The organism is Microcoleus sp. S36b_A4 (assembly GCF_036700645.1).
Lineage (GTDB): Bacteria > Cyanobacteriota > Cyanobacteriia > Cyanobacteriales > Microcoleaceae > Microcoleus.
Genome location: NZ_JAUBPI010000024.1, coordinates 36,597 through 56,739, shown reverse-complemented (window position 1 = coordinate 56,739; position 20,143 = coordinate 36,597). Strand labels below are relative to the sequence as shown.

Genomic DNA, 20,143 nt, shown 5'->3' with positions numbered 1-20,143 from the left:
TGGTGATGCCAGGATAAAGACGGGGGCTTGTACCCTGGCTGCTTTCGGTCACTGGATTGAATCATTGAAGAATTGACTATGCAAACACTCAGCAGTGATTGGTCAAGAGTCGTTATTCAAAAGACTGAACTACCGGCTGAGTGGCAATCGATTCTAGTCCTTGGGACTGCAACAATTGCGTCCACTCGGTCGTCAGTCGCGAATCATCGGGTGCGCGGCGCCGCATTTCGGCTAGAGTCGCAAGAGTCTCGTACCAAATCCCATTTTTAGCATAAGCAATCACCTTAGCCATGGGATCGGGATTTGCCAAATCGTTCTTGAGATTTGCCTGGGGTTCAATTCGCTGCATCCATCCTTTAACAATATAATCTCCCGAACGCTCCAGAGGATCGCAGGCTAGTGCAAACGACCACACATATCGTTTACCAACCTCAATATTTTTTGTCTTGTCTTTCTCAGAAAGGCTAACTCCAACAATTCCGGCTTTGTCATTTTTTAAAGTAGTTTCGTAGACTACTTCGGATTCATCTGCATTTAGCAAAATAAACTCTACTTGAGCCGCCGGTTGAGAAACATATACAAAAAATGTGGGCGAATCTGTTAGCGTTAAGCCAATATTGCTTTCAGGTATTAAGGGAGTAATGAATAAACCATCCCGTAACTTACAGCCTCGATGCGTCCCCCCTTGCCTGTTGTCGGGGGCTGTTACATCTGGGGGTTTGAAATTAACATTCTGACTCAGCAGCATGGGTGCAGGCACAGCCTGCATCGGTGTCAGCAAACTGGGGAGAGTAACGGCGATCGCCAATACAGTCATCGCCAGTGCAGTAAAATTTATAAAACGTTTCATTTTTCCACCAACTTGTAGAAATATTTATAGAGCGTATCTCTAATGTTAACCCGGAGTTTTAGCTCCGGGCGCGATCGAGTAAATGGGTCGATTTTCACATCGCCATCGACAGACCGATAAAATTTCCCGAAATAGCGAGATTTAAAGAGGCGCAACCAGTGGTTGAGCTGCAACAGATTCCAGTCCTTGGGACTGCAATAATTGCGTCCACTTAGCTGTCAGCTTCACATCCCCCGGTGTTTGACGCCGCATTTGGGCTAAAGTAGCGATAGTTTCGTACCAAATCCCATTTTGAGCATAAACGTTGAGCCTAGTCATCGGGTCGGGATTTGCCAACTCGCTCTTGAGAGTTGCCTGCGGTTCAATTCGCTGCACGAACCCTTTAACAACTAAATCTGCAGCTCGGTCTTCGGGGTCGCAAACTAGCGAAAATGACCATACGTATCGCTTACCAACTTCAAGGGATTTGTTGTTGTCCACGGTAGCCGGAATACTAACTCCAACAATCCCGGATTTGTCTAGTTTAAAGGTTTTTTCGTAGACCACTTTGTCCTCCTTTTCGTTGAGCAAAGTAAACTCTATTTCGGGCGAGGTGTTAGGAATATAGACAAAAATTGTGGGAGAATCTGTTAGGGTTAAACCGATATTAGTTGGAGGCACTAAAGGAGTAATAGATAAACCCGCTGGACAAAGCTTGTTGCCACGATGTGTCCCTCCCTGTCGGCCGGCCGGGGCTGTTACGTCGGGAGGCTTGAAATTAACATTTTGACTCAGTAAAAGCGGCTGAGATTGTGCGCGCATCGGTGTAAGTGAACTGGGTACGGTAGCTGCGATCGCAGATACGCCGACCGCAAGTGTAGCCCGATGTAGAAAACGTTTCATTTTGTTGTACCTTTCACTATAATTTCAAACACAGGCATTGGCTGATGGCGACAAATATTTTTGAGCTGCTAGTCGAGGGCGCAGATACACAATTTATACCTTGACATATCATCAATAACATTTATTAATTCGAGCGGCAAGGGGATTCTCTGTCGGAAAAATCAGGTTGCCTATGCCACAAGTATAATTGGATACAGTTGCTTGCGATGTACTGTAAATTTTTGTAACAAAGTGGCCGCAGTTTCCGAGTGTTCTAAGATGGAGGAAGCCTCCAGCAGGCGGAAAATGTGAAACAACTGCTGTTCCAGAAACGAGTCAAACTTTTATGCTGGGATAATGAGTAAAATATCTAACAACATTCGATCGACAGTGGCTCAATTGAGTCAAATGTATAAACCATCACTAGCATTGGCTAAGTCTGTATTACTTGCCAGCGCGGCAGTAACATTATCCTTGATGGGGGCCAGACAGCTAGGAATACTCGAACCAGTAGAATTAAGCGTTTACGACCAAATGGTGAGGTGGCGTCCCGATGAACAGCCAGACTCGCGTTTGCTAGTTGTGGGGATTACCGAAGCAGACATTCAGAAACTGAAAGAGTGGCCAATATCCGATCGCAAAATAGCTGAAATCTTACAAAAACTCGACAAAATGCAGCCGGCAGTCATCGGTTTAGATGTACTGCGAGACGTACCATTAGGAGACGGGCGCCAGGAATTAACTAAAATTTTACAAAAAAGCGGTCGCATTATCGGGGTATGTTTAGTCACCGACGGGAACCCCGACAATCCAGGTTCTCCACCTGCGCCGGGGCTGCCAGAAAACCGGGTCGGATTTGCAGATTTCGGAGTCGATCCGGGTGGCATACTCCGCAGGGCTTTATTATTTATGAAACCGCCGACCATTGAGGGCAACTCCTCGGCCCAAAAACATCTTTGCAATGACGATTCTCAAGTTTTATATTCCTTCAACCTCCAGCTAGCACTCCGCTACCTGCAAGGGCAAAAAATCTCTCCCAAACTCGCCCCCGATCAATCTTTATGGCTGGGAAAAACCCAATTAAAACAACTAGCAAGCAATGACGGAGGATACAAAAATGCCGATGTCAGGGGATATCAAATATTAATTAACTATCGTTCCAAGCAGCAAGTCGCAAACCAAGTCAGAATCACCGATGTTTTAGAAGGGAAAGTTGACCCGAATTTAGTTAAAGATAAAATAGTGCTCATCGGTTACACCACAGAAACCGTTAAAGATTTCTTTTATACTCCTTACAGTGGGCGACAGCAAAGCAACCAATTCATGCCTGGTATCGTGGCACACGCACAAGTAGTCAGCCAAATTTTGAGTGCCGTTTTAGACAACAGACCGATGTTGTGGTTTTGGCCGGAATGGGCAGAAATCCTGTGGATTTCGGCATGGTCAATTGTCGGAGGAACGTTGGCATCGCGGATGGCTCACCCAGCGAAGTTGACAGTGACATTCGCAGCACTGCTGTCCGGGTGCTGCGCGATTAGTTTTGGGATTTTTCTCTTAGGAGGGTGGGTACCTGTAGCAGCGCCAGCCTTAGCATTAATCTTAACTGGCGGTAGCATTGTATCAGCAGAAAGATTTAATAAAGCCGGATACGGGAAAGCAATTAGCGATCGAGTTAAACAAGTCTTCAAAATCGAAATAGACCAAGCCAAAAAAGAACAGCAAGTCGCAGAAATCACAGAATCTGATTTCTTTAAAGAATTGCAGCAAAAGAAAGATAAACTGAGGATTAGCAAACAAGAAACCTCTGAAAAAGCACCTTCCGAACCCCAAGAAATAATTGCCATTACCCCAGAGCTTCCCAAGGTCGAAAGTCAAACAGACGAATACCTAGCTCAGTTGCAGGAAAAAGCCAAACAGCAGAAGCAGCGCGCCGCCGTGACTGAATCGGAAAGCGGTTCTCCAACGGGTGTCCCGAACGATACCCGTTGTGGTGCTAGTTCAGCCGAAACTAAACATGATGACGAGTTCAGCGATTTGCAAACCAAAGCCAAACAGATGCGGCAGCGCAGGGGCGCCCAAAAGATGATAAAAGATGAAAAAATTGATAGTTTAACAGATAAGGAGGATTTGGGGGGCAAGGAAGAATGACAGACAACTCGACTGCATCATCGAGAATTGCATCATAATGGGTTCTCCCCGTTTCTTACCCTAATACGCAGATCATGTCCAAAATCATCTCTGTCCACTCTTACCGGGGCGGAACTGGCAAATCGAACACGACAGCAAACCTGGCATCTATTATCGCTCGCAGCGGAAATCGGGTCGCCATTGTGGACACAGACATTCAATCACCGGGGATTCACGTGCTGTTCGGTTTCAGCGAGAGCAACATGGATCGCTGCCTGAACGATTACCTGTGGGGCCGGTGTCCGATCGCGGATACGGCCTACAATGTGAGTTCGCTACTGCCAAAATTAGCCAGTAACGGCAGCCTCTACCTGATTCCTTCGAGCATTAAAGCAGGGGAGATAGCGCGAGTTTTGCGGGAAGGCTACGATGTGGGACTGCTTACCGACGGCTTTCAAGAACTGATCGAGGTTTTGAACTTAGACTACCTATTTATAGACACGCACCCGGGACTCAACGAAGAAACCCTCCTCAGCATCACCATTTCCGACATCCTGCTGCTGATTCTGCGTCCGGATCAGCAAGATTTTCAGGGAACGGCTGTCACAGTAGATGTGGCCCGCAAATTAGAAGTTCCCAAGATTTTGATGACGATTAATAAAGCCCCAGAATCGCTGGATTTCGAGGATTTGAAGCAGCAAGTAGAGAGTATTTACAAAATCCCAGTGGCAGGGGTACTGCCCCACAGCGACAAGATGATGCTGCTCGCCAGCAAGGGGGTGTTTGCGCTGCACTTCCCTAACGACCCTCTAACTAAGGTGGTGGAAGGGATTGCTAAACAGATTGTGGGATAATTGGTACAGCGAAGACCGATCGCCCGCCTAGGAGTTTCGCTTTCGCTCTCAATTCTTGCGGAGCGATGTCCTCCTGTGTATCCCGAATATTTGGTTAAAGAGTCAGGAGAATGGCGACAAAATGAGATACAAATAGATTATGAGAATTTGTTAAAAAACTTTAGGAGGAGAACTCATGGATTTTGACTTCCGCATACTAATAGTATTGATGCCCGTATTGTTGGCGGGCGGCTGGGCTGCTTACAACGTCGGCGCTATAGCTCTCAAACAAGTGCAGAAATTGTTGAACAAGCAAGCGTGAACTAAGCATTATCACCAGTAATTTCGCAGCCGGCTGTTTTTTGAGATACAAAACAGCCGGCTAATTTGTGCATTGGCTCTGCTTAAGTGATGGCTGATTGTTGGCGGGCAATTTACGACTGCAGAGAGAGGGGGCGAAAACAAAAGAAAAGTATATTTAAAGATTAAGCAGAAACCGGGTACGCTCAAGCAAAATACTTTGTTGCAGCAAACGAGTCTGGGTAAAAAAACCTAGCTGTGAAAGCAGGGCGATCGCATAACTTCAGATTGTGATGTTTTCCTTTCTACTCAGGACTTGTGAGTAGAGTGTTATAAAAATATTTGGTAAGCACGTTATCGCAGAAAATATGAGACAATCACAAAAGAATTTGCCCTGAGAATCTCCCTCAAGACTACGAAGTTTAATTAGTAGGGAAGATAGGTCAAATTGTCAATGTTAAATTCCTATATCTTTAGATAGATTATGCTTTTTCCCCGATCGAGTGGCCTTTTACTCCACCCCACGTCCTTTCCCAGTCGATTTGGCATTGGAGACATGGGAATAGAAGCATATCGCTTTATTGACTTTTTAGTAGAGAGCGACCAGCAATACTGGCAGGTATTGCCGCTGGGGCCGACAGGATACGGCAATTCTCCTTATTCGTGCTATTCAGCAATGGCGGGAAACCCGCTGCTGATCAACCCAGAACTGCTGCGGGACCAGCAATTGCTCGGAGATGAAGACTTCGCTAATTTGCCCGAATTTCCGCTGGATTATGTAGACTTCGATCGAGCGATCGCGCTGAAAGTGCCTTTGCTCAAAAAAGCTTGCGAAAACTTCAAAGCCAAAGCATCCCCGATCCAGCAAAAAGAATTCTCAGGTTTTTGCCAAAGCAAAGAGAATTGGCTGGAAGATTACGCCTTATTTATGGCACTAAAAGATCACTTTGGCGGTGTTAGCTGGAACAATTGGGAACCAGAAATTGCCCGTCGAAAACCAGAGTCAGTAGAGAAGTGGCGTCAGCAGCTAAATGCTGAGATTTATTACTACAAATACGTTCAGTTTGAGTTTTTTCGCCAGTGGACGGAGTTGAAACGCTATGCTAATATGCGGGACATTAAAATTATTGGCGATATTCCGATTTATGTAGCTCACGATAGCGCCGATGTATGGTCTCATCCAGAAATATTTTGCTTGGATGAAGCCAGCGGAGAACCAGCTTTAATGGCAGGAGTTCCCCCAGATTACTTCAGCAATACAGGTCAATTGTGGGGCAACCCCGTATACAATTGGGAGAAGTTGCAAGCAACTAATTTCGACTGGTGGGTGCAGCGTTTTGAAGCGATTTTCTCTTATGTAGACGTGACTCGGATCGACCACTTTCGAGGATTTGACGCTTACTGGGCGGTGAAGCGCGGACAAGAAACTGCGATCGAGGGAGAGTGGATTAAAGCGCCGGGAACAGCTTTGTTGGATCTAATTAACGAGAAGTTTGGCAACTTGCCGATTATCGCTGAAGATTTAGGGGTAATTACTCCAGAAGTGGAAGCTTTGCGCGATCGATACGAGTTTCCAGGAATGAAGATTTTGCAGTTTGCTTTTGGCGCGGGCCCTGGCGATCCTTTTTTGCCTTTCAACTACGATCGCAACTGCGTAGTTTACACCGGTACCCACGACAACGACACGACTGTCGGCTGGTTCAATCAACTGCAAAACTACGAAAGAGACGAGGTTTTGCGTTATTTGGGCTGCATCGATCCCCAAGGAATTCACTGGTCTTTAATCCGCATGGGCTGGATTTCTATTGCTAATATGGCAATTGTGCCGTTTCAAGATTTGTTGGGTTTAGATACTGACGCGCGGATGAATTTTCCGGGTAAACCAGAGGGAAATTGGGGCTGGAGGTATCGACCCGAAGCTTTGAATTGGGAAGTGCGCGATCGGCTCAAAACTATGACTTACATCTCCGGGCGCGCTCCTAATAAACATTGAAAATATAGAAGGGGTAGTTGGTAATGGGTAGTTGGTAATGGGTAAGAAGTCAATAAAGACCGACATTCTCATTAAAATCTGTGGACTGCCCGCTATTACCTATTGATTACCCATTAACAATTACCAATTAACACTCAACCTTCATTCTTGGGCGGTGCTGAAGGCTTGAGTTCGTTTGCTTTAAAAACAACTTCTTTGGCGACTCCAGGATCTCCGAGTGGTTCGGCTTGTCCGTTATTAACGGCAACCATTACCCCGCCGGCGTTACCTGCTACCACTACCAATTGCTTTTGAGCCCCCCAGGTGCGAACAGTCCCGGTCGGCAAAGTTCCCTCAAACTCTGTTTTACCATCGACTTCAACCTGCATCCATGATTCTGCTTTAAAAGTGACGTTAACCATCACTGGTTTATTGCCAGGTTTATTTAAATTTTGACCGGTTCTTACTGCTTCTAGAGCCTCGTAACTATCCGGTTTCTGATTTTGTGAGGAACTCGATGCCCCACCAGCTAAACGGGCTTGTTCTTGCTGCCCAAGCGCTAGTTCTTCGGCTCCCGCACCGTTTTTTGCGGTAACAGAACCACTCATCAACTGAGATAAGACATTGACCGAACAGATAATTAGAAATGTGTAAAAGAGGTAGAGGTGCATCGGCCGCAACTGAGGCCCATCTTGCCAGGATAGCTTGGTTCTCGATCGGGGTGGCGGTTCGATCGGGAAAAAGTCGGCAAACTGAGTTCCGTCCAAACCCATTGCTTCAGCGTAGCGCTTGATCAAACCCTGAGTGTAGACGGGTTCGGGAAGTTGGTCGAGTTGACCGTCCTCGATGGCTTGCAGCAGATTCCGCCGAATCATTGTTACCACGGCTACTTTGTCCAAACAAATCGACTGCTGTTCGCGGTACTGGCGGAGTTGAGTTCCTATTTCCGCTAGCTTCTTCTGAGCTGTTTCTGGCTCTTGGGAGTGCAGTTTCTGCTTAGTGGTTTTGAAGAATAAAAACAATAAATTCTTTGTCATATGCTGTGCTCCTGGGAATTTACTGGCACGCTTATTGATGTTAGGTTGACTAGATTCCATAAATAAATAATTTCCGCATCTTCTAGGGGTCGGCAGCAGCCGGGTGGCAATATTGGCGAACCGGGCCGCTGCAATTGAATCGGGCCGATGGCTGTGCGGTGCAGGCGCACCACGGGATATCCCAACTGTTCGGCCGTTCGCCGAATCTGTCGGTTTCTGCCTTCTGATAGAATGACTTCTAACAGAGTTTGGTCTCGCGCGCGATCGAGAACTTTAACTTTCGCGGGCAAAGTTTTTCTGCCGGACAAGATGATGCCCTGACGCCACGTTTGTAGTATGGGTTCCGGGGGATCGCCGCTCACCCAAACCTGATAAGTTTTGGCGATCAAGTGACGCGGATGGGTCAAACAAAATGTCAGCTTACCATCATTGGTGAGCAAGAGGGCGCCGGTGGAATCTGCATCTAAGCGTCCTACGGGGTGGATGCCTTGACCGGAGCGCAGTTGGGGTGGCAGCAAGTCGAGAACTTTCGATCGGGCTCTTGGATCGCTGCAAGTAGAAACTACGCCTGCCGGTTTGTTGAGCAACAGATAGACCTTTGCGGGTCGATCCGTTGGTTTCACCGGAACTCCATCGACTTGGATGAGATCGCGATCGGGATTCGCTTTTTCTCCTAAGCGAACAATATTGCCATTAACTCGGACTCGTCCAGCTACAATCATCTGTTCTGCAAGACGGCGAGAGGCAATGCCCCACTGGGCGAGGATTTTTTGCAGCCTTTCATCAGACATGACGGGAGTGTGGAAATCCCCAACGAGCGAACGGTGGGGAGGAAACACGACACGGTTAATTGATTAACCGTACTAGCAATGCTCAATTCCTGGTTGGGAATAAATTATAATGCTGACCAATTATTACAGGACGCCCGGCAAGAGTGCAGATTGTCCTTGTGCCCGGTGCAGATTGTCCTGATGGCATTACCCTGAATGCTGTGCAAAAACTACGACGAAAAGACTCGCGGCAGGCACAGGTTTGCACCGTTGGTTTGCGGCTGGTTTGAAAGGTGTGGGTCTGACCCGACCATAAACCAACACTACCATAAATCCCGTACTCCTGGTTAAATTTATACGCTCGATCGCGAATTTTTCATCGGGATCGCACAACTCGTGAATTACCCCAATATCCCAAGGGGAGAAAGCTGAGAATTTTTCTGCTTCTGGCGTTGCTGATGCCAGATTGATGCTTGATTTTGGAGTTAATCGGACTTGTGTTCATCAACCCGGTTTCTCACGAAAATCAGAGGTTGATAGCCGTATATTTGTGTAAAAACCGGGTTTTTGAGGCTGGATGTGCAAGTTCTAGTTAAATTTATGTGCTTGAATATTAAGGTTTATATTCTGAAATTGTTTATGACTGTCGATCGAAACTCTCTTCAATTTGACAATACAGATACCGCTGGTGGCTGTGGTGGGACTGTTAATCTCGGCGAGGAACCCAGGAGACCTTCGGCGAGTCCAGGCAGCCGGATCGCGAGCGCAGTGCTGTCTCCGGCTGTGCAGTTGTGGCTGCGATCGCAAGTTCAGCAGGTGGACGAGTTGAAGGTGAAAATTGAGGGGAGCGATCGACAAATCTTCAGCGGTGCGATCCCCAAAGTCACGGCTGTCGCTCGCGGTGCTGTGTATAAAGGACTACACCTAACTGAAGTTGCCATAGAGGGCTGTGGCATTCGCATCAACCTCGGTCAAGCTCTCAAAGGCCAACCCCTACGCCTTCTGGAATCTGTTCCCGTGGCAGGCGTTTTGAGGCTTAGCCAAGCGGATTTGAATGCGTCGCTGAAAGCGCCTTTGCTGGCTGATGCTTTAAGCGAATTTTTGCTGCCAATGCTGCTACTGACAGATAGGGAACAGTCGCTGAAGTTGCAAAATTCGCAGATTGCAATTGAGGCGGGTTTGTTGACGCTTTCGGCTGCAATTTTGCGCGCTGGCGGTAGGCAAATTCCTTTGGTATTGCGGACGGGTCTGCGGATAGCCAGCGGTCGCGAATTGATGTTTGAATCACCAGAAATCGAAATGGATGGAGAATTAAAGAGCAGTGATTTCAATGGTTTTAAAATTGATTTTGGGCCGGAAGTTGAGATTGAAGAATTGATTTTGAGTCAGGGGGAGATTGTTTGTCGGGGAGGAATTACAGTTTTGCCTTAGTTCGTTAACAGTTGACAGTTGACAGTTGACTTTAACCTGGTTCCTCGGTAGAGGCTGGGAATACATACCCCATGCCCAATTCCCCATGCCCAATTCCCAATTACCAATTCCCAATTACCAATTCCCAATCCCCAATTCCCAATTACCAATTAATTAAAAAAGAGTCGATCGCGGGCAAAAATAAAGTCACAAAATAGTAGACTAAGGGCGCGGTAAAAACATAACTGTCAGTGCGATCGAGAATGCCACCGTGACCGGGGATCAACTGTCCCGAATCCTTAACGCCGGCGTCTCGCTTCATCATCGACTCAGTTAAATCTCCCAACAGGCTAGCAACCCCAATCAACAGACCAAAAGCAGCCCCAGTATACAGCCACCCCGGCCAGTGTAAATACCAAGACCCAGCGGCTGCCACGGCGATGCTGCCGCAAACTCCAAATACGGCACCTTCAACGGTTTTTTTGGGGCTGATGTGGGATAGGCTAGTGCGCCCGAAGAATTTGCCGACAAAATAAGCCCCAATGTCAGCGGCCCAGATGCAGAAGAAAGCCAGCAGCAGCGAAGTCAATCCTAAAGATATGTGGCTGGAATTTGTCCAAGACGGGGACGGGTAAATGTTAACCGGCAAATTGCTTGCTACTGCTTGCGAAAGTTGGGTTGTAGCAAGATTCCCTGGGTCGAGGCCGACTCGCAGCCGTACCCAATAGCTGGGCAAATAACCGCCGTAGAACAATCCTAAAACTGAGGAGGCAATATCGGCGATCGTCGATAATTTAGGCTGGAATAACAGGTAGAAACAAATTAAGGTTCCCGCTAAGGGGAACATGGCATCTACGAGTTCCGGTGCTAGGGCTGCCGTAATTAATAGCCCTTGACTGACTGCTAAGGTAGTTTTGGCAGCGGGTGCAATGCCTTTAGCCCTGGCTAATTGAAAATATTCCAATTGGCCTAGGTAGACTATGACTCCAAAGCCGACGGTGAAGTACCATCCGCCCATAATAATCATTCCCAAAGCAAGGGCGATCGCAACTATTCCACTCAGGATACGAGACCAAGGCATAAAATGAATTTCTCTTGCAGACGGCGGTGGATCACTCGATTTTAGATTTTAGATTTTAGATTTTGGATTTTGGATTGGAGATTTTGGATTTTTCTAGAGCACGAGTTGATCCCTTGCACAACTAACCCCCATCCCCCATCGGTCATCCAATATCTCAAGTCAGGTGGTCAATCCAGCTATGGTGGCCCCTATTCTTAAGTATGAAGGTTAAGTGAACTTAAAAAAGATTAAGAATTACATTTAGGAATGGGCATAGGGCATAGGGCATGGGGCATTGGGTATGTATTCCCAGCATCTGCCGAGGAACCAGGTTAAAGTTAACTGTCAACTGTCAACTGTCAACTGTCAACTGCCAACTGTCAACTAACTTCTAATCCAGCTTTTCGCCGCTGAGAATAAATATGGGATTGACGGCGGCAAAGGTTTGACTGAGGCCGCGAGTCTCCAAGCGGTTGACGGCGGACTGGACTACCTCGATGTTGCGGACTTGTAACTCGGCGAACCCTTCGGAAAGGGCGTAAAGATTTTCTAAATTGGATGCTGTGGCGACAACTCTACCGTGGGGTGGCAAGTAGCGCCACACTTCTTGGAGAATCGCTTTAATGGGGCGACCTCCTTCGATGCAGACTCGGTGGGGGGGTTGGGGCAGGTTTTCCAGGCACTCCGGGGCACTGCCTTCTATGACTTCTACGTTGTCGAGCTCGAATCGATCGCAGTTTCTGCGAATCAAGCTTGCTACTTCTTCGTCCCTTTCGACGGCAATAATCCGACCTTTGGGACACAGCAAACCTGTTTCTACGGCGATCGTACCAGTACCTGCACCGATGTCCCACACCACTGAATCTGCTTGCAGCCGCAGGTGGGAGATTAACAGCAGTCGGACTTCTCGCTTACTCATGGGAATTCCCGGTAAACGTTCAAATAAGTCATCCGGGATGCCTGGAGTGACGTAGGGCCAAAGCATAGTTATATTTTTGATTTTTGATTTTTGAGTGAAGCAAGACCGAAGTTGGAACTCGCGGAAGAAGTAGAAATTCTCCCAATTTCCCCCAAGCCTTAATATTTACTGTCGCACAACCTTGAGAGTTTGGAGGTTTCTATCGCTACAACCTGTGATTTTTCCGCCGGCGGCAAGGATTTGTTGCAGGTAGTCAACGGCTGCTGGGGTAATGATTTCACCGGGCATCAGGACGGGTATTCCTGGGGGGTAGGGACATATGAGTTCGGCGCACAGGCGATCGACTGCTTTGTCTGCAGGTACGGTTTCGGTTGAGGAAAAGAATGCCTCGCGGGGGGAGAGGAGAGGGGGAGAGGGGGAGAGTGGGAGATTGGGAGATTGGGCAAATCTTCCATCGGACATCGGACTTCTTCTCTCGGACTTCTTCTTTCGGACTTCTTCCTTCTTCCTGACATCCGTTACATCCGTTACCAAACTTCCTGCTTCCGTCTTCCTTCTTCCTTCTAAAAAAGTACAAGCTTTAACTAAATTGTCAATATCTAATTCTGTATTTCCCAAGCTGATAATAAATGTTAAATGTCGAGGCATGGGAAGTTCTGCGGTGACGCCGAGTTGAGAGTGCATAATTTCATCGGCTATAAATCCTGTGATTCCTAAATCTGATACTTTTACTGTTAGCCTGGTGCGGTCTAATGCTGCAAAACCCGCTGTATTTAACGGTGCTAAAACTGATAAGCCGGGAATAAGACTGATGCGCGATCGCGCTTTTTCTGCTAGCTGTAAAGTTTCCGCCATTAATTCTTTGCCGTGGAGTGCGATTTGTTGGCGGGCTGCGTCTAATGATGCTAATAGTATATAACTCGGACTGGTAGATTGTACTAACTGCAATGCTCTATTTAATTTTTGGATATCTATGCGAGATCCCTTGACGTGCAGCATCGATGCTTGTGTCATTGCACCGAGGGTTTTGTGGATTGATTGTACTGTTAAATCGGCGCCGACTGATAGTGCTGGTTCTGGCAAGTTTGGATGAAAGTTAAAGTGGGCGCCGTGGGCTTCGTCTACTAATAACGGTATGTTGTATTGATGGGTAATTTGGGCGATCGCCCGCAAATCTCCGCAGACGCCGTGATAGGTTGGGTAAACTATCATTACTGCTTTCGCGTCGGGATGTTGTTCTAATGCTGCGGCTGTGGCTTCTGGGGTGATGCTGTTGGCAATATCCCAATCCGAGTTGTACTCTGGATTGACAAAAATTGGAATTGCACCGGATAAAATTAAACCAGAAATTGCCGAGGAGTGGATATTTCGAGGTAGGATAATTTTATCGCCAGGGCCGCAAGTCGCTAAGATGGCGGCGATTATTCCGCAAGTCGAACCGTTAGCCAAAAACCGAGTTGATTGGGCTCCAAATGCTGCGGCGGCTAAGTCTTGAGCTTCGGCAATTGCACCTTCTGGGTTAAAGAGATTATCTAATTCCGGCAATTCCGGCAAATCCGATCGAAATACTGTCGCACCGAATAAGTCAATTAGGGGTTGAGAGATTCCTTGTCCGCCTTTGTGTCCGGGGGCATAAAATGGGGCGTGTGGGTGATTTGTGCGATCGCGCAAGGCATCTAATAGAGGCGTTTGTTGTTGATAGTTTGCTGCTGACACGCTTAATCCTGATTTGATTATTTGGAATTATAGCAACCGCCGAGGTTTCATATCACATCCCGTACCATCGGAATTAATATTACCGACAGCCAGGACACTGCGAGTGCAAGAGTGTCCCTACAATTAATCCGGGTAGGGAAACGGCACTGCCGTGTCCTCTATATCATGTCTGAATACAACCAGAAACGATTTATTTTGTTAGAACTTGCAGATAATTGAGCGCCATTGATTGAAATATCCGTGCCAGTGGTAGCAAAGGTACTTGCTCTTTAAGTATTTGTCTGCTGCGGGAAGATGGATAAATACAGTACGAGCAAAACAGGAAATGCAGAGGCTTGAATTATTTTTTATTGTTATTGGGGAAAAAATATTTTAATAGTAATAAGTCAACTAAAAATTTTCTAATTTTTATAGTCATTTCAAATAAATGTGAGACAGAGGCAAGATCATGATAAAATCGATAAAAATAGTTAATTAGAAAAAAATGGCTTACAGTCTAGACCTCAGACAAAAAGTAGTCAATTATGTGGAAAATGGAGGGAGTATAACGAAAGCTGCCGCCATATTTAAGTTAGGAAGAGCAACAATTTATAGATCGCTCGTTGGGAAGACCTTCGACCAACTCAGGTCACTCACCGTCAACGAAAGCTAGATTGGGAAGCACTCAAAAAAGATGTTGAAAAAAATCCGGAAGCAAGATTAGTAGAAAGAGCAAGAACTTTCGGGGTCAGACCGAGTGCCATCTGCTATGCCTTAAAAAAACTGAAAATTACCAAAAAAAAAACAAGTTCGCTATAAAGAAAGAAATCGAGAATAAAGAATAAAATATTATAGAAATCTCAGAGAATTAATTAAAATTTATGGCAGCAAAAGTCTTGTATTCATTGATGAGTCAGGATTTGAGGAATTTGAAGGTTCTGTCTATGCCTGGGCAAAAAGAGGAAAGAAAGTCTATGGCGAAAGACCAGGAAAACGGGGGAAAAGAGAAAATTTAGTAGCAGGAAGAAGAAAAGGAAAGAAGGACTTAATTGCACCAATGCTCTTTATGGGTAGTTTGAATGCAGAAGGATTTGAAGGATGGTTATCTTTATATTTGTTACCAGATTTAACAAGTCCATCTATATTGATTATGGATAATGCACCCATTCATCGTAAGACGGTCATTAGACTATTGGTTGAGTCGGCAGGTCATCAGATAATATTTTTACCAAAATACTCTCCCGACTTAAATGATATTGAGCATGATTTTAGTGCATTAAAGAGAGCTAAAATGTATGCGTCTCCTGGCACATCTCTTGATGAAGTTATTCGTGCTTATTGTGCATAAAAAATGTCTCATACTTATTTGAAATGACTATAGTTGAGTTTTGAATTAGCCAAAGGGTCAGCTTGCGACTGACCCTCAGTCGGGGTGACCACCTGTACTTTGGGCTAGGTATAAAACTAAACTAAAAGCTAGAACCCTTGTTCTTGTAGTTTGTTAATCTCAATTCAGTGAGTTATGCGAGGAGCTATGTGGCATTTGGATAGGCCACAAGTTCTCAGTGAACAGAGTGAAGAGTAAAATAAGATAACGATTAATTATGACTAATAGATCAACAAAAAAAAATAAGTGGGCATTGCTAATTGGCATCAACAAGTACCCAAACTACCCACAAAATAAACAACTTTCTGGTTGCCTAAATGATGTCGAGCTTATGAAAGAAATTCTGCAAACAAACTTTAGTTTTCCCGAAAAACAAATTAGTCAATTGTTAGACGAACAAGCGACACGCGATGGGATTTTAACTGCTTTAGAGACTCTAGTTAATCAAGTCAGCCACAACGACATTGTGGTAATTCACTATAGCGGACATGGTTCTTCGATCACTGACCGTGAGGGAGATAAACCAGATGGTATGGATGAAACGATCGTACCTTACGATAGTGGACGCACCCCTCATAAAAATCGGGACATTACAGATGATGAACTCTATGCTTGGTTGCTTCAACTGAGTGAAAAAACTCCGTACATCACCCTAATTTTTGATTCCTGTCACTCAGGCGGTATTGTTCGTGATACCTTTGGTGCGGCTGTGCGTTCAGTAGAACCTGACACTCGCTCTATTAAAGACCTTCCTCCATCGCCTATTGCTGCAAATCAGGTTAGAGGAACAACGCGCGAGATTGGTGCTAGTGGCTGGTTGCCGATGAGTCAGCGATATGTCCTGATAGCGGGTTGTAATGCTAAGGAAAGCTCTTATGAATACTTAGAGCGGCAACAGAATACTTCCGTTACTCACGGTGCTTTAACGTATTTTTTATGCAAAGAATTACGCTTTGCTCAGTCAGGAATGACCTATCGCGATGTTTTTGAACGTGCTAGTACCGCAGTCACAGTATATGAGGCTCGACAGCATCCGCAGATGGAAGGAGCGCGGGATAGGGAGTTATTCAACATTCAGGAAATCCAACCGATGCGTTTTGTATCGGTTAAGCAGCGTAAAAACAACCAAGTTACTTTGGCAGCAGGTGCGGCTCTCGGCTTAACTGTAGGCTCTCAATGGGCTATTTATCCTTCTGGAATTCATCATATCGCTCACAAAACTCCCAAACTGGGTCAGGTGAAAATTACCTCTGTTCGAGCATTAACTTCTGATGCCAAGATTATTAAAGAAAGTCAGACTAATATAATTATCCCAGGAAGTCGCGCTATAGAAGAAGCTCATTTCTATGGGGAAATGCGTCTCAAAGTTGAATTTAAAGCCGAAACTGACTATCAAGAAGCTGTTAATGAGACAGTTGATTTGATTTCTCAGTCACCCTTGTTACGCCAGACTCAAAATGGTGAAGTTGCTGATGCCCGAATTTATATAATCGCTCCCCGACAAAAGGTGACTCCCGACGATTCAGTACCTCAACTGCAAATGATTGAGCAGCCAATTTGGGCAGTGGTGGGGCAAGATGGTCAACTCCTGATGCCAACTCGCGCTTTGACTGAAGCTGAGGCGACAGTGATACTCAGAGAAAACTTAGAAAAAATTGCCCGTTATCGATTTGCATTAGCGCTGAAAAATCCCAATCCTGAAAGCTGCCTGAAGGATAAAATAGAGTTTATCCTCAAGCGAAAGACATCTGATGGAAATTGGAGAGAAGCTAAACCAGAAGATGATAGAGGTCAAATTGTCTTTCGAGAGGGCGATATCTTAAAGTTTGAGATTGTTAACCATTATCAACACCCCGTTTTTATCAGCATTCTCGACTTTGGTTTAACCTATGGAGTGAATCCTCTTTATCCTGTTACAGGGGCAAATCAACAATTTGAACCGAGTAAAAGGGTGGATATTGGTTTACGTCAAGGTGAACAGATACAACTTTACTTACCTGATAATTTTCCCTTTGTGTCATTTTATGAGCAGGATTCAATAGCGGGTGGCACTGAAATTTTCAAGGTTTTTGCGACAACTTACCCAACGGATTTTGGTACTCTGGTACAGGGAGGCGTGCGAACCGGAGACAGCCTTTTAGAAGATTTATTAGCTACGGCATTGACAGGTAAAGGCGATCGGGATGGCCGACCTGTTACCGTTCCACCGGATGAGGATTGGACAACAGTAGAACGTTCTTTTTTTCTACAACGCAAGTCCTAGTAAAGTTTAACTCGAATTGGGTTAACTGATTTAGCTGATTGTTTAGCTTTGAGGTAAAAACCATGAAAAAGATTTTGTTTTTAGCAGCTAATCCTGTAAAGACAGACCACTTGGAATTAGATCAGGAAGCGAAGGAAATAAAAAAAGCATTAGGAGGGCATAAAATGGGAGATGATTTTCAATTAATTACGGAATGGGCAGTAAGCATTGATGACTTGCGGAATGCTTTATTGTATGAAAAGCCACAAATTGTACATTTTTCGGGACATGGTATAAAGAATAAAGGTCTTCATGTAGATAATAACTTGGGAGATATGCAGCCTCAAAGAGATGCTGTAATATTGCAAGGGCAACCTGGGGGTATAGTTTTGCAAGATGACTCAGGAAATGCCCAACCAGTCCGTACAGATGCACTAGCAAAGTTATTCTCTTTATGTAAAGCGAAGATTGAGTGTGTCCTGCTCAATGCTTGTTATTCCGAAGAACAAGCAGAAGCGATTTTTAAGCACATTGATTCTGTAATTGGAATGCAATTTTCTATCCGAGATAATGCAGCGATTAAATTTTCTAAAGGGTTTTATGATGCGATTAGTGCTGGCTATAACTATGAAGTTGCTTTTGAAATTGGCAAAAATAATATTGCATTGCATAACATTCCTCAAGATTTAGTTCCTATTATCAAATTTCGTCCAAGTTCTATTTCACATAATTCTAATAATAAAGAACTCACTCAAGATGACATTGAAATATTTACAGATATTTTGATCCGTAGTGGACGTGCAGAACATTCAGCAAGACGACCCTTATGTATAAAAATTGGAATTGATCCTAATGAACTTGGCTTTTTAAGGCAATCAACGGATGCTAATTTTGCTTTAGAGCTCATTACCGATTTGCATAGTCGAGATGATAGACTAACTCTTTTTAAACTATGCAAGGAACTTGAACCTTTCTTTAAAAGAGGCAAGTATGCGCCTTGTTTGGAAAATCTTCAACAAAAATTAAATTGTCAATAGTGTTGAAAACCGGGGTATAATTTTATGTCTTCAAATTTTTTAGAGCCATCTGAAGTAGATATATTGGTAGATTTATTACGTCGTAGTCAACGAGCAAAAGCACGAGAAGCACTATGTAGGAAGATTGGAATTAAAACCGAGCAGCTTCACTTTTTAAGAGAGGGTTCAGATGATGATTTTCTAACACAGTTAATTGGTTATTTAGATGACATTGGCAATCAAGAAGCTATCTGTAATCTTTGTTGTAAAGAACTATTACCTATTTTTCGTAAAAGCAGAGAAGCTGATAGATTAGCCACAATTATCTCAAAGATTGATTGTTGTTGTAATTCTGAATATCAATTTCAGGGAACTCCATTTAAATCAGGGCAAGAATCTCTAGCTAAACCAAAGGAAAAATTACCCAAAATGATACTGATATCCACTGCTGCTATTATCTCATCAAGTTTAATAGTTGGAATCAAATGGGCAGGGGAACACTCGAAACACGATCCGATAGCTATTCCCGCTCACAGCACCTCTCAAGGAAGTACCTATCCAAAGACTTGTGAAAATATCTCTATTAATGAGGATGTACTTTCAGCCCAATGCCGAAAAATCGACGGTAGTTTAAACTCAACAAGCATTAAACTTGAAGGAATTGAAAATATAAATGGAATTCTTGAATTTCACGGATTGGGCAAAGCTAGCACCTATCAAAACACTTGTAACAATATCTCTATTAATCGGGATGTACTTTCAGCCCAATGCCGAAAACGCGACGGTAGTTTAAACTCAACAAGCATTAAACTTGAAGGAATTGAAAATACCTCGGGAAGTTTGCAATATTAAAAAATGTTTGATTTTTAACGGATTTGTATGGTGCAACAATTATCACACGCCGAAAAAATCACATTAATAGACTTACTAAAGCGCACCCCATACCCAGTCAAGCCAGATGCGAGAACATCATTATGCTCAAAAATAGATGTTGACCATAAGAATTTACCAATGGATGGATCTGCTGATGATTTTTCTACAAATTTGATTCAGCGATTAATCGACCAAGATAATCAAGAAGGACTTTGTAGACTTTGCGAAGTTTTAGAAGAAGAAAAATTTGGTTCAAATCAGAAGAAACAGTTAGAAGAAATTAAACGACAACTTAATTGTCCTAAAAAAAAATCTAAAACAAATTATTTTCCTGTTAATAACGCCTCTCCTCCAACACTTAATAAACTTTTAGTGATTGGAGGTGTAGGAGGAGTAGTATTATTATTTATTTTCGGAGGAATAGGAAAGGATATCAATACTACTCCCACCCCTGCTCCTAGTAATTATCCTCTACTAAAAAGTGATGATTGTAACGAACGCTTAGACCGCAATAACCCTGATAGGATTTATTTTGGTCACACCAAGGGGGTTAACACTGACGCTGCAACTTCATGGTGTTCACAGGAATACAATGTTAGATGTCGAAAAGTAGCACCTAGTGAGCCGCCAGATAGGAAATTTGGCGTCGCTGAGGGGCAGTGTTATTATACTAAATAAATCTAAAATTAAAGAGCATTTTTTATTTTAGTTGATTTACAAAAAACGATATAATTTTAGTCTTTATCGAGAGTCATTTTATAAAAAGCGGTCTATATAATTCTTAAAATACA

16 protein-coding genes and 1 pseudogene are annotated in these 20,143 nt (G+C 44.4%); 10 read left to right on the top strand and 7 right to left on the bottom strand.

Features of this window, described 5'->3' with window-relative positions; all coding sequences use genetic code 11:
• Window positions 1-112 precede the first annotated feature (112 nt).
• Window positions 113-850, bottom strand: coding sequence for a DUF928 domain-containing protein (locus tag QUA03_RS10280; protein WP_333211783.1), 738 nt, complete (start codon window positions 848-850; stop codon window positions 113-115).
• 141 nt (window positions 851-991) lie between these two features.
• Window positions 992-1,732: a DUF928 domain-containing protein gene (locus tag QUA03_RS10275; protein ID WP_333211781.1), complete on the bottom strand. Its 741-nt coding sequence runs from the start codon at window positions 1,730-1,732 to the stop codon at window positions 992-994.
• 336 nt (window positions 1,733-2,068) lie between these two features.
• Here QUA03_RS10275 and QUA03_RS10270 point away from each other — a divergent pair, with 336 nt between their 5' ends.
• The 4 genes from QUA03_RS10270 (at window position 2,069) to malQ (ending at window position 6,964) form a co-directional block, all read left to right on the top strand.
• Window positions 2,069-3,859, top strand: a complete 1,791-nt coding sequence (locus tag QUA03_RS10270) for a CHASE2 domain-containing protein (RefSeq protein ID WP_333211779.1) — start codon at window positions 2,069-2,071, stop codon at window positions 3,857-3,859.
• A 74-nt stretch (window positions 3,860-3,933) separates the two neighbouring features.
• Window positions 3,934-4,692, top strand: coding sequence for a MinD/ParA family protein (locus QUA03_RS10265; protein WP_333081123.1), 759 nt, complete (start codon window positions 3,934-3,936; stop codon window positions 4,690-4,692).
• A gap of 175 nt (window positions 4,693-4,867) precedes the next feature.
• On the top strand, window positions 4,868-4,993 hold the full coding sequence (locus tag QUA03_RS10260; RefSeq protein WP_333053037.1) for a photosystem II protein Y: 126 nt from the start codon (window positions 4,868-4,870) through the stop codon (window positions 4,991-4,993).
• 462 nt (window positions 4,994-5,455) lie between these two features.
• A complete protein-coding gene (gene malQ / locus QUA03_RS10255) occupies window positions 5,456-6,964 on the top strand; it encodes a 4-alpha-glucanotransferase (RefSeq protein WP_333211778.1) in 1,509 nt (502 codons plus the stop codon).
• Window positions 6,965-7,098: 134 nt separating this feature from the next.
• Here the strand turns inward: malQ and QUA03_RS10250 are convergent, their stop codons facing one another.
• Window positions 7,099-7,980: a RodZ domain-containing protein gene (locus tag QUA03_RS10250; protein ID WP_333211777.1), complete on the bottom strand. Its 882-nt coding sequence runs from the start codon at window positions 7,978-7,980 to the stop codon at window positions 7,099-7,101.
• A complete protein-coding gene (locus QUA03_RS10245; RefSeq protein WP_333211812.1) occupies window positions 7,977-8,771 on the bottom strand; it encodes a pseudouridine synthase in 795 nt (264 codons plus the stop codon). The genes QUA03_RS10250 and QUA03_RS10245 overlap by 4 nt, the downstream gene beginning before the upstream one ends.
• A gap of 579 nt (window positions 8,772-9,350) precedes the next feature.
• On the opposite strand from QUA03_RS10245, the gene QUA03_RS10240 reads away from it, so the two are divergent.
• Complete coding sequence (locus tag QUA03_RS10240; RefSeq protein ID WP_333211775.1) at window positions 9,351-10,181, top strand: DUF2993 domain-containing protein; 831 nt, start codon at window positions 9,351-9,353, stop codon at window positions 10,179-10,181.
• A 142-nt stretch (window positions 10,182-10,323) separates the two neighbouring features.
• Here QUA03_RS10240 and QUA03_RS10235 read toward each other — a convergent pair whose 3' ends face one another.
• The 3 genes from QUA03_RS10235 to QUA03_RS10225 all read right to left on the bottom strand — a co-directional run bounded on the left by QUA03_RS10235 (window position 10,324) and on the right by QUA03_RS10225 (window position 13,855).
• A complete protein-coding gene (locus tag QUA03_RS10235; RefSeq protein ID WP_333211774.1) occupies window positions 10,324-11,241 on the bottom strand; it encodes a phosphatidate cytidylyltransferase in 918 nt (305 codons plus the stop codon).
• Window positions 11,242-11,611: 370 nt separating this feature from the next.
• Complete coding sequence (cbiT, locus tag QUA03_RS10230) at window positions 11,612-12,205, bottom strand: precorrin-6Y C5,15-methyltransferase subunit CbiT (protein WP_333211772.1); 594 nt, start codon at window positions 12,203-12,205, stop codon at window positions 11,612-11,614.
• Between the two features lie 99 nt (window positions 12,206-12,304).
• A complete protein-coding gene (locus tag QUA03_RS10225) occupies window positions 12,305-13,855 on the bottom strand; it encodes an aminotransferase class I/II-fold pyridoxal phosphate-dependent enzyme (RefSeq protein WP_333211770.1) in 1,551 nt (516 codons plus the stop codon).
• Window positions 13,856-14,339: 484 nt separating this feature from the next.
• Here QUA03_RS10225 and QUA03_RS10220 point away from each other — a divergent pair.
• The 5 genes and pseudogenes from QUA03_RS10220 (at window position 14,340) to QUA03_RS10200 (ending at window position 20,030) form a co-directional block, all read left to right on the top strand.
• Window positions 14,340-15,182: pseudogene (locus QUA03_RS10220) on the top strand (IS630 family transposase).
• Window positions 15,183-15,438: 256 nt separating this feature from the next.
• A complete protein-coding gene (locus QUA03_RS10215) occupies window positions 15,439-17,484 on the top strand; it encodes a caspase family protein (RefSeq protein WP_333211768.1) in 2,046 nt (681 codons plus the stop codon).
• A gap of 62 nt (window positions 17,485-17,546) precedes the next feature.
• Complete coding sequence (locus QUA03_RS10210; RefSeq protein ID WP_333211766.1) at window positions 17,547-18,500, top strand: CHAT domain-containing protein; 954 nt, start codon at window positions 17,547-17,549, stop codon at window positions 18,498-18,500.
• A gap of 24 nt (window positions 18,501-18,524) precedes the next feature.
• The gene (locus QUA03_RS10205) at window positions 18,525-19,331 is read left to right on the top strand and encodes a mannose-binding lectin (RefSeq protein WP_333211765.1); all 807 of its coding nucleotides are present in this window, start codon (window positions 18,525-18,527) and stop codon (window positions 19,329-19,331) included.
• Window positions 19,332-19,358: 27 nt separating this feature from the next.
• Window positions 19,359-20,030: a hypothetical protein gene (locus tag QUA03_RS10200; protein WP_333211763.1), complete on the top strand. Its 672-nt coding sequence runs from the start codon at window positions 19,359-19,361 to the stop codon at window positions 20,028-20,030.
• The last annotated feature ends 113 nt before the right edge of the window (window positions 20,031-20,143 follow it).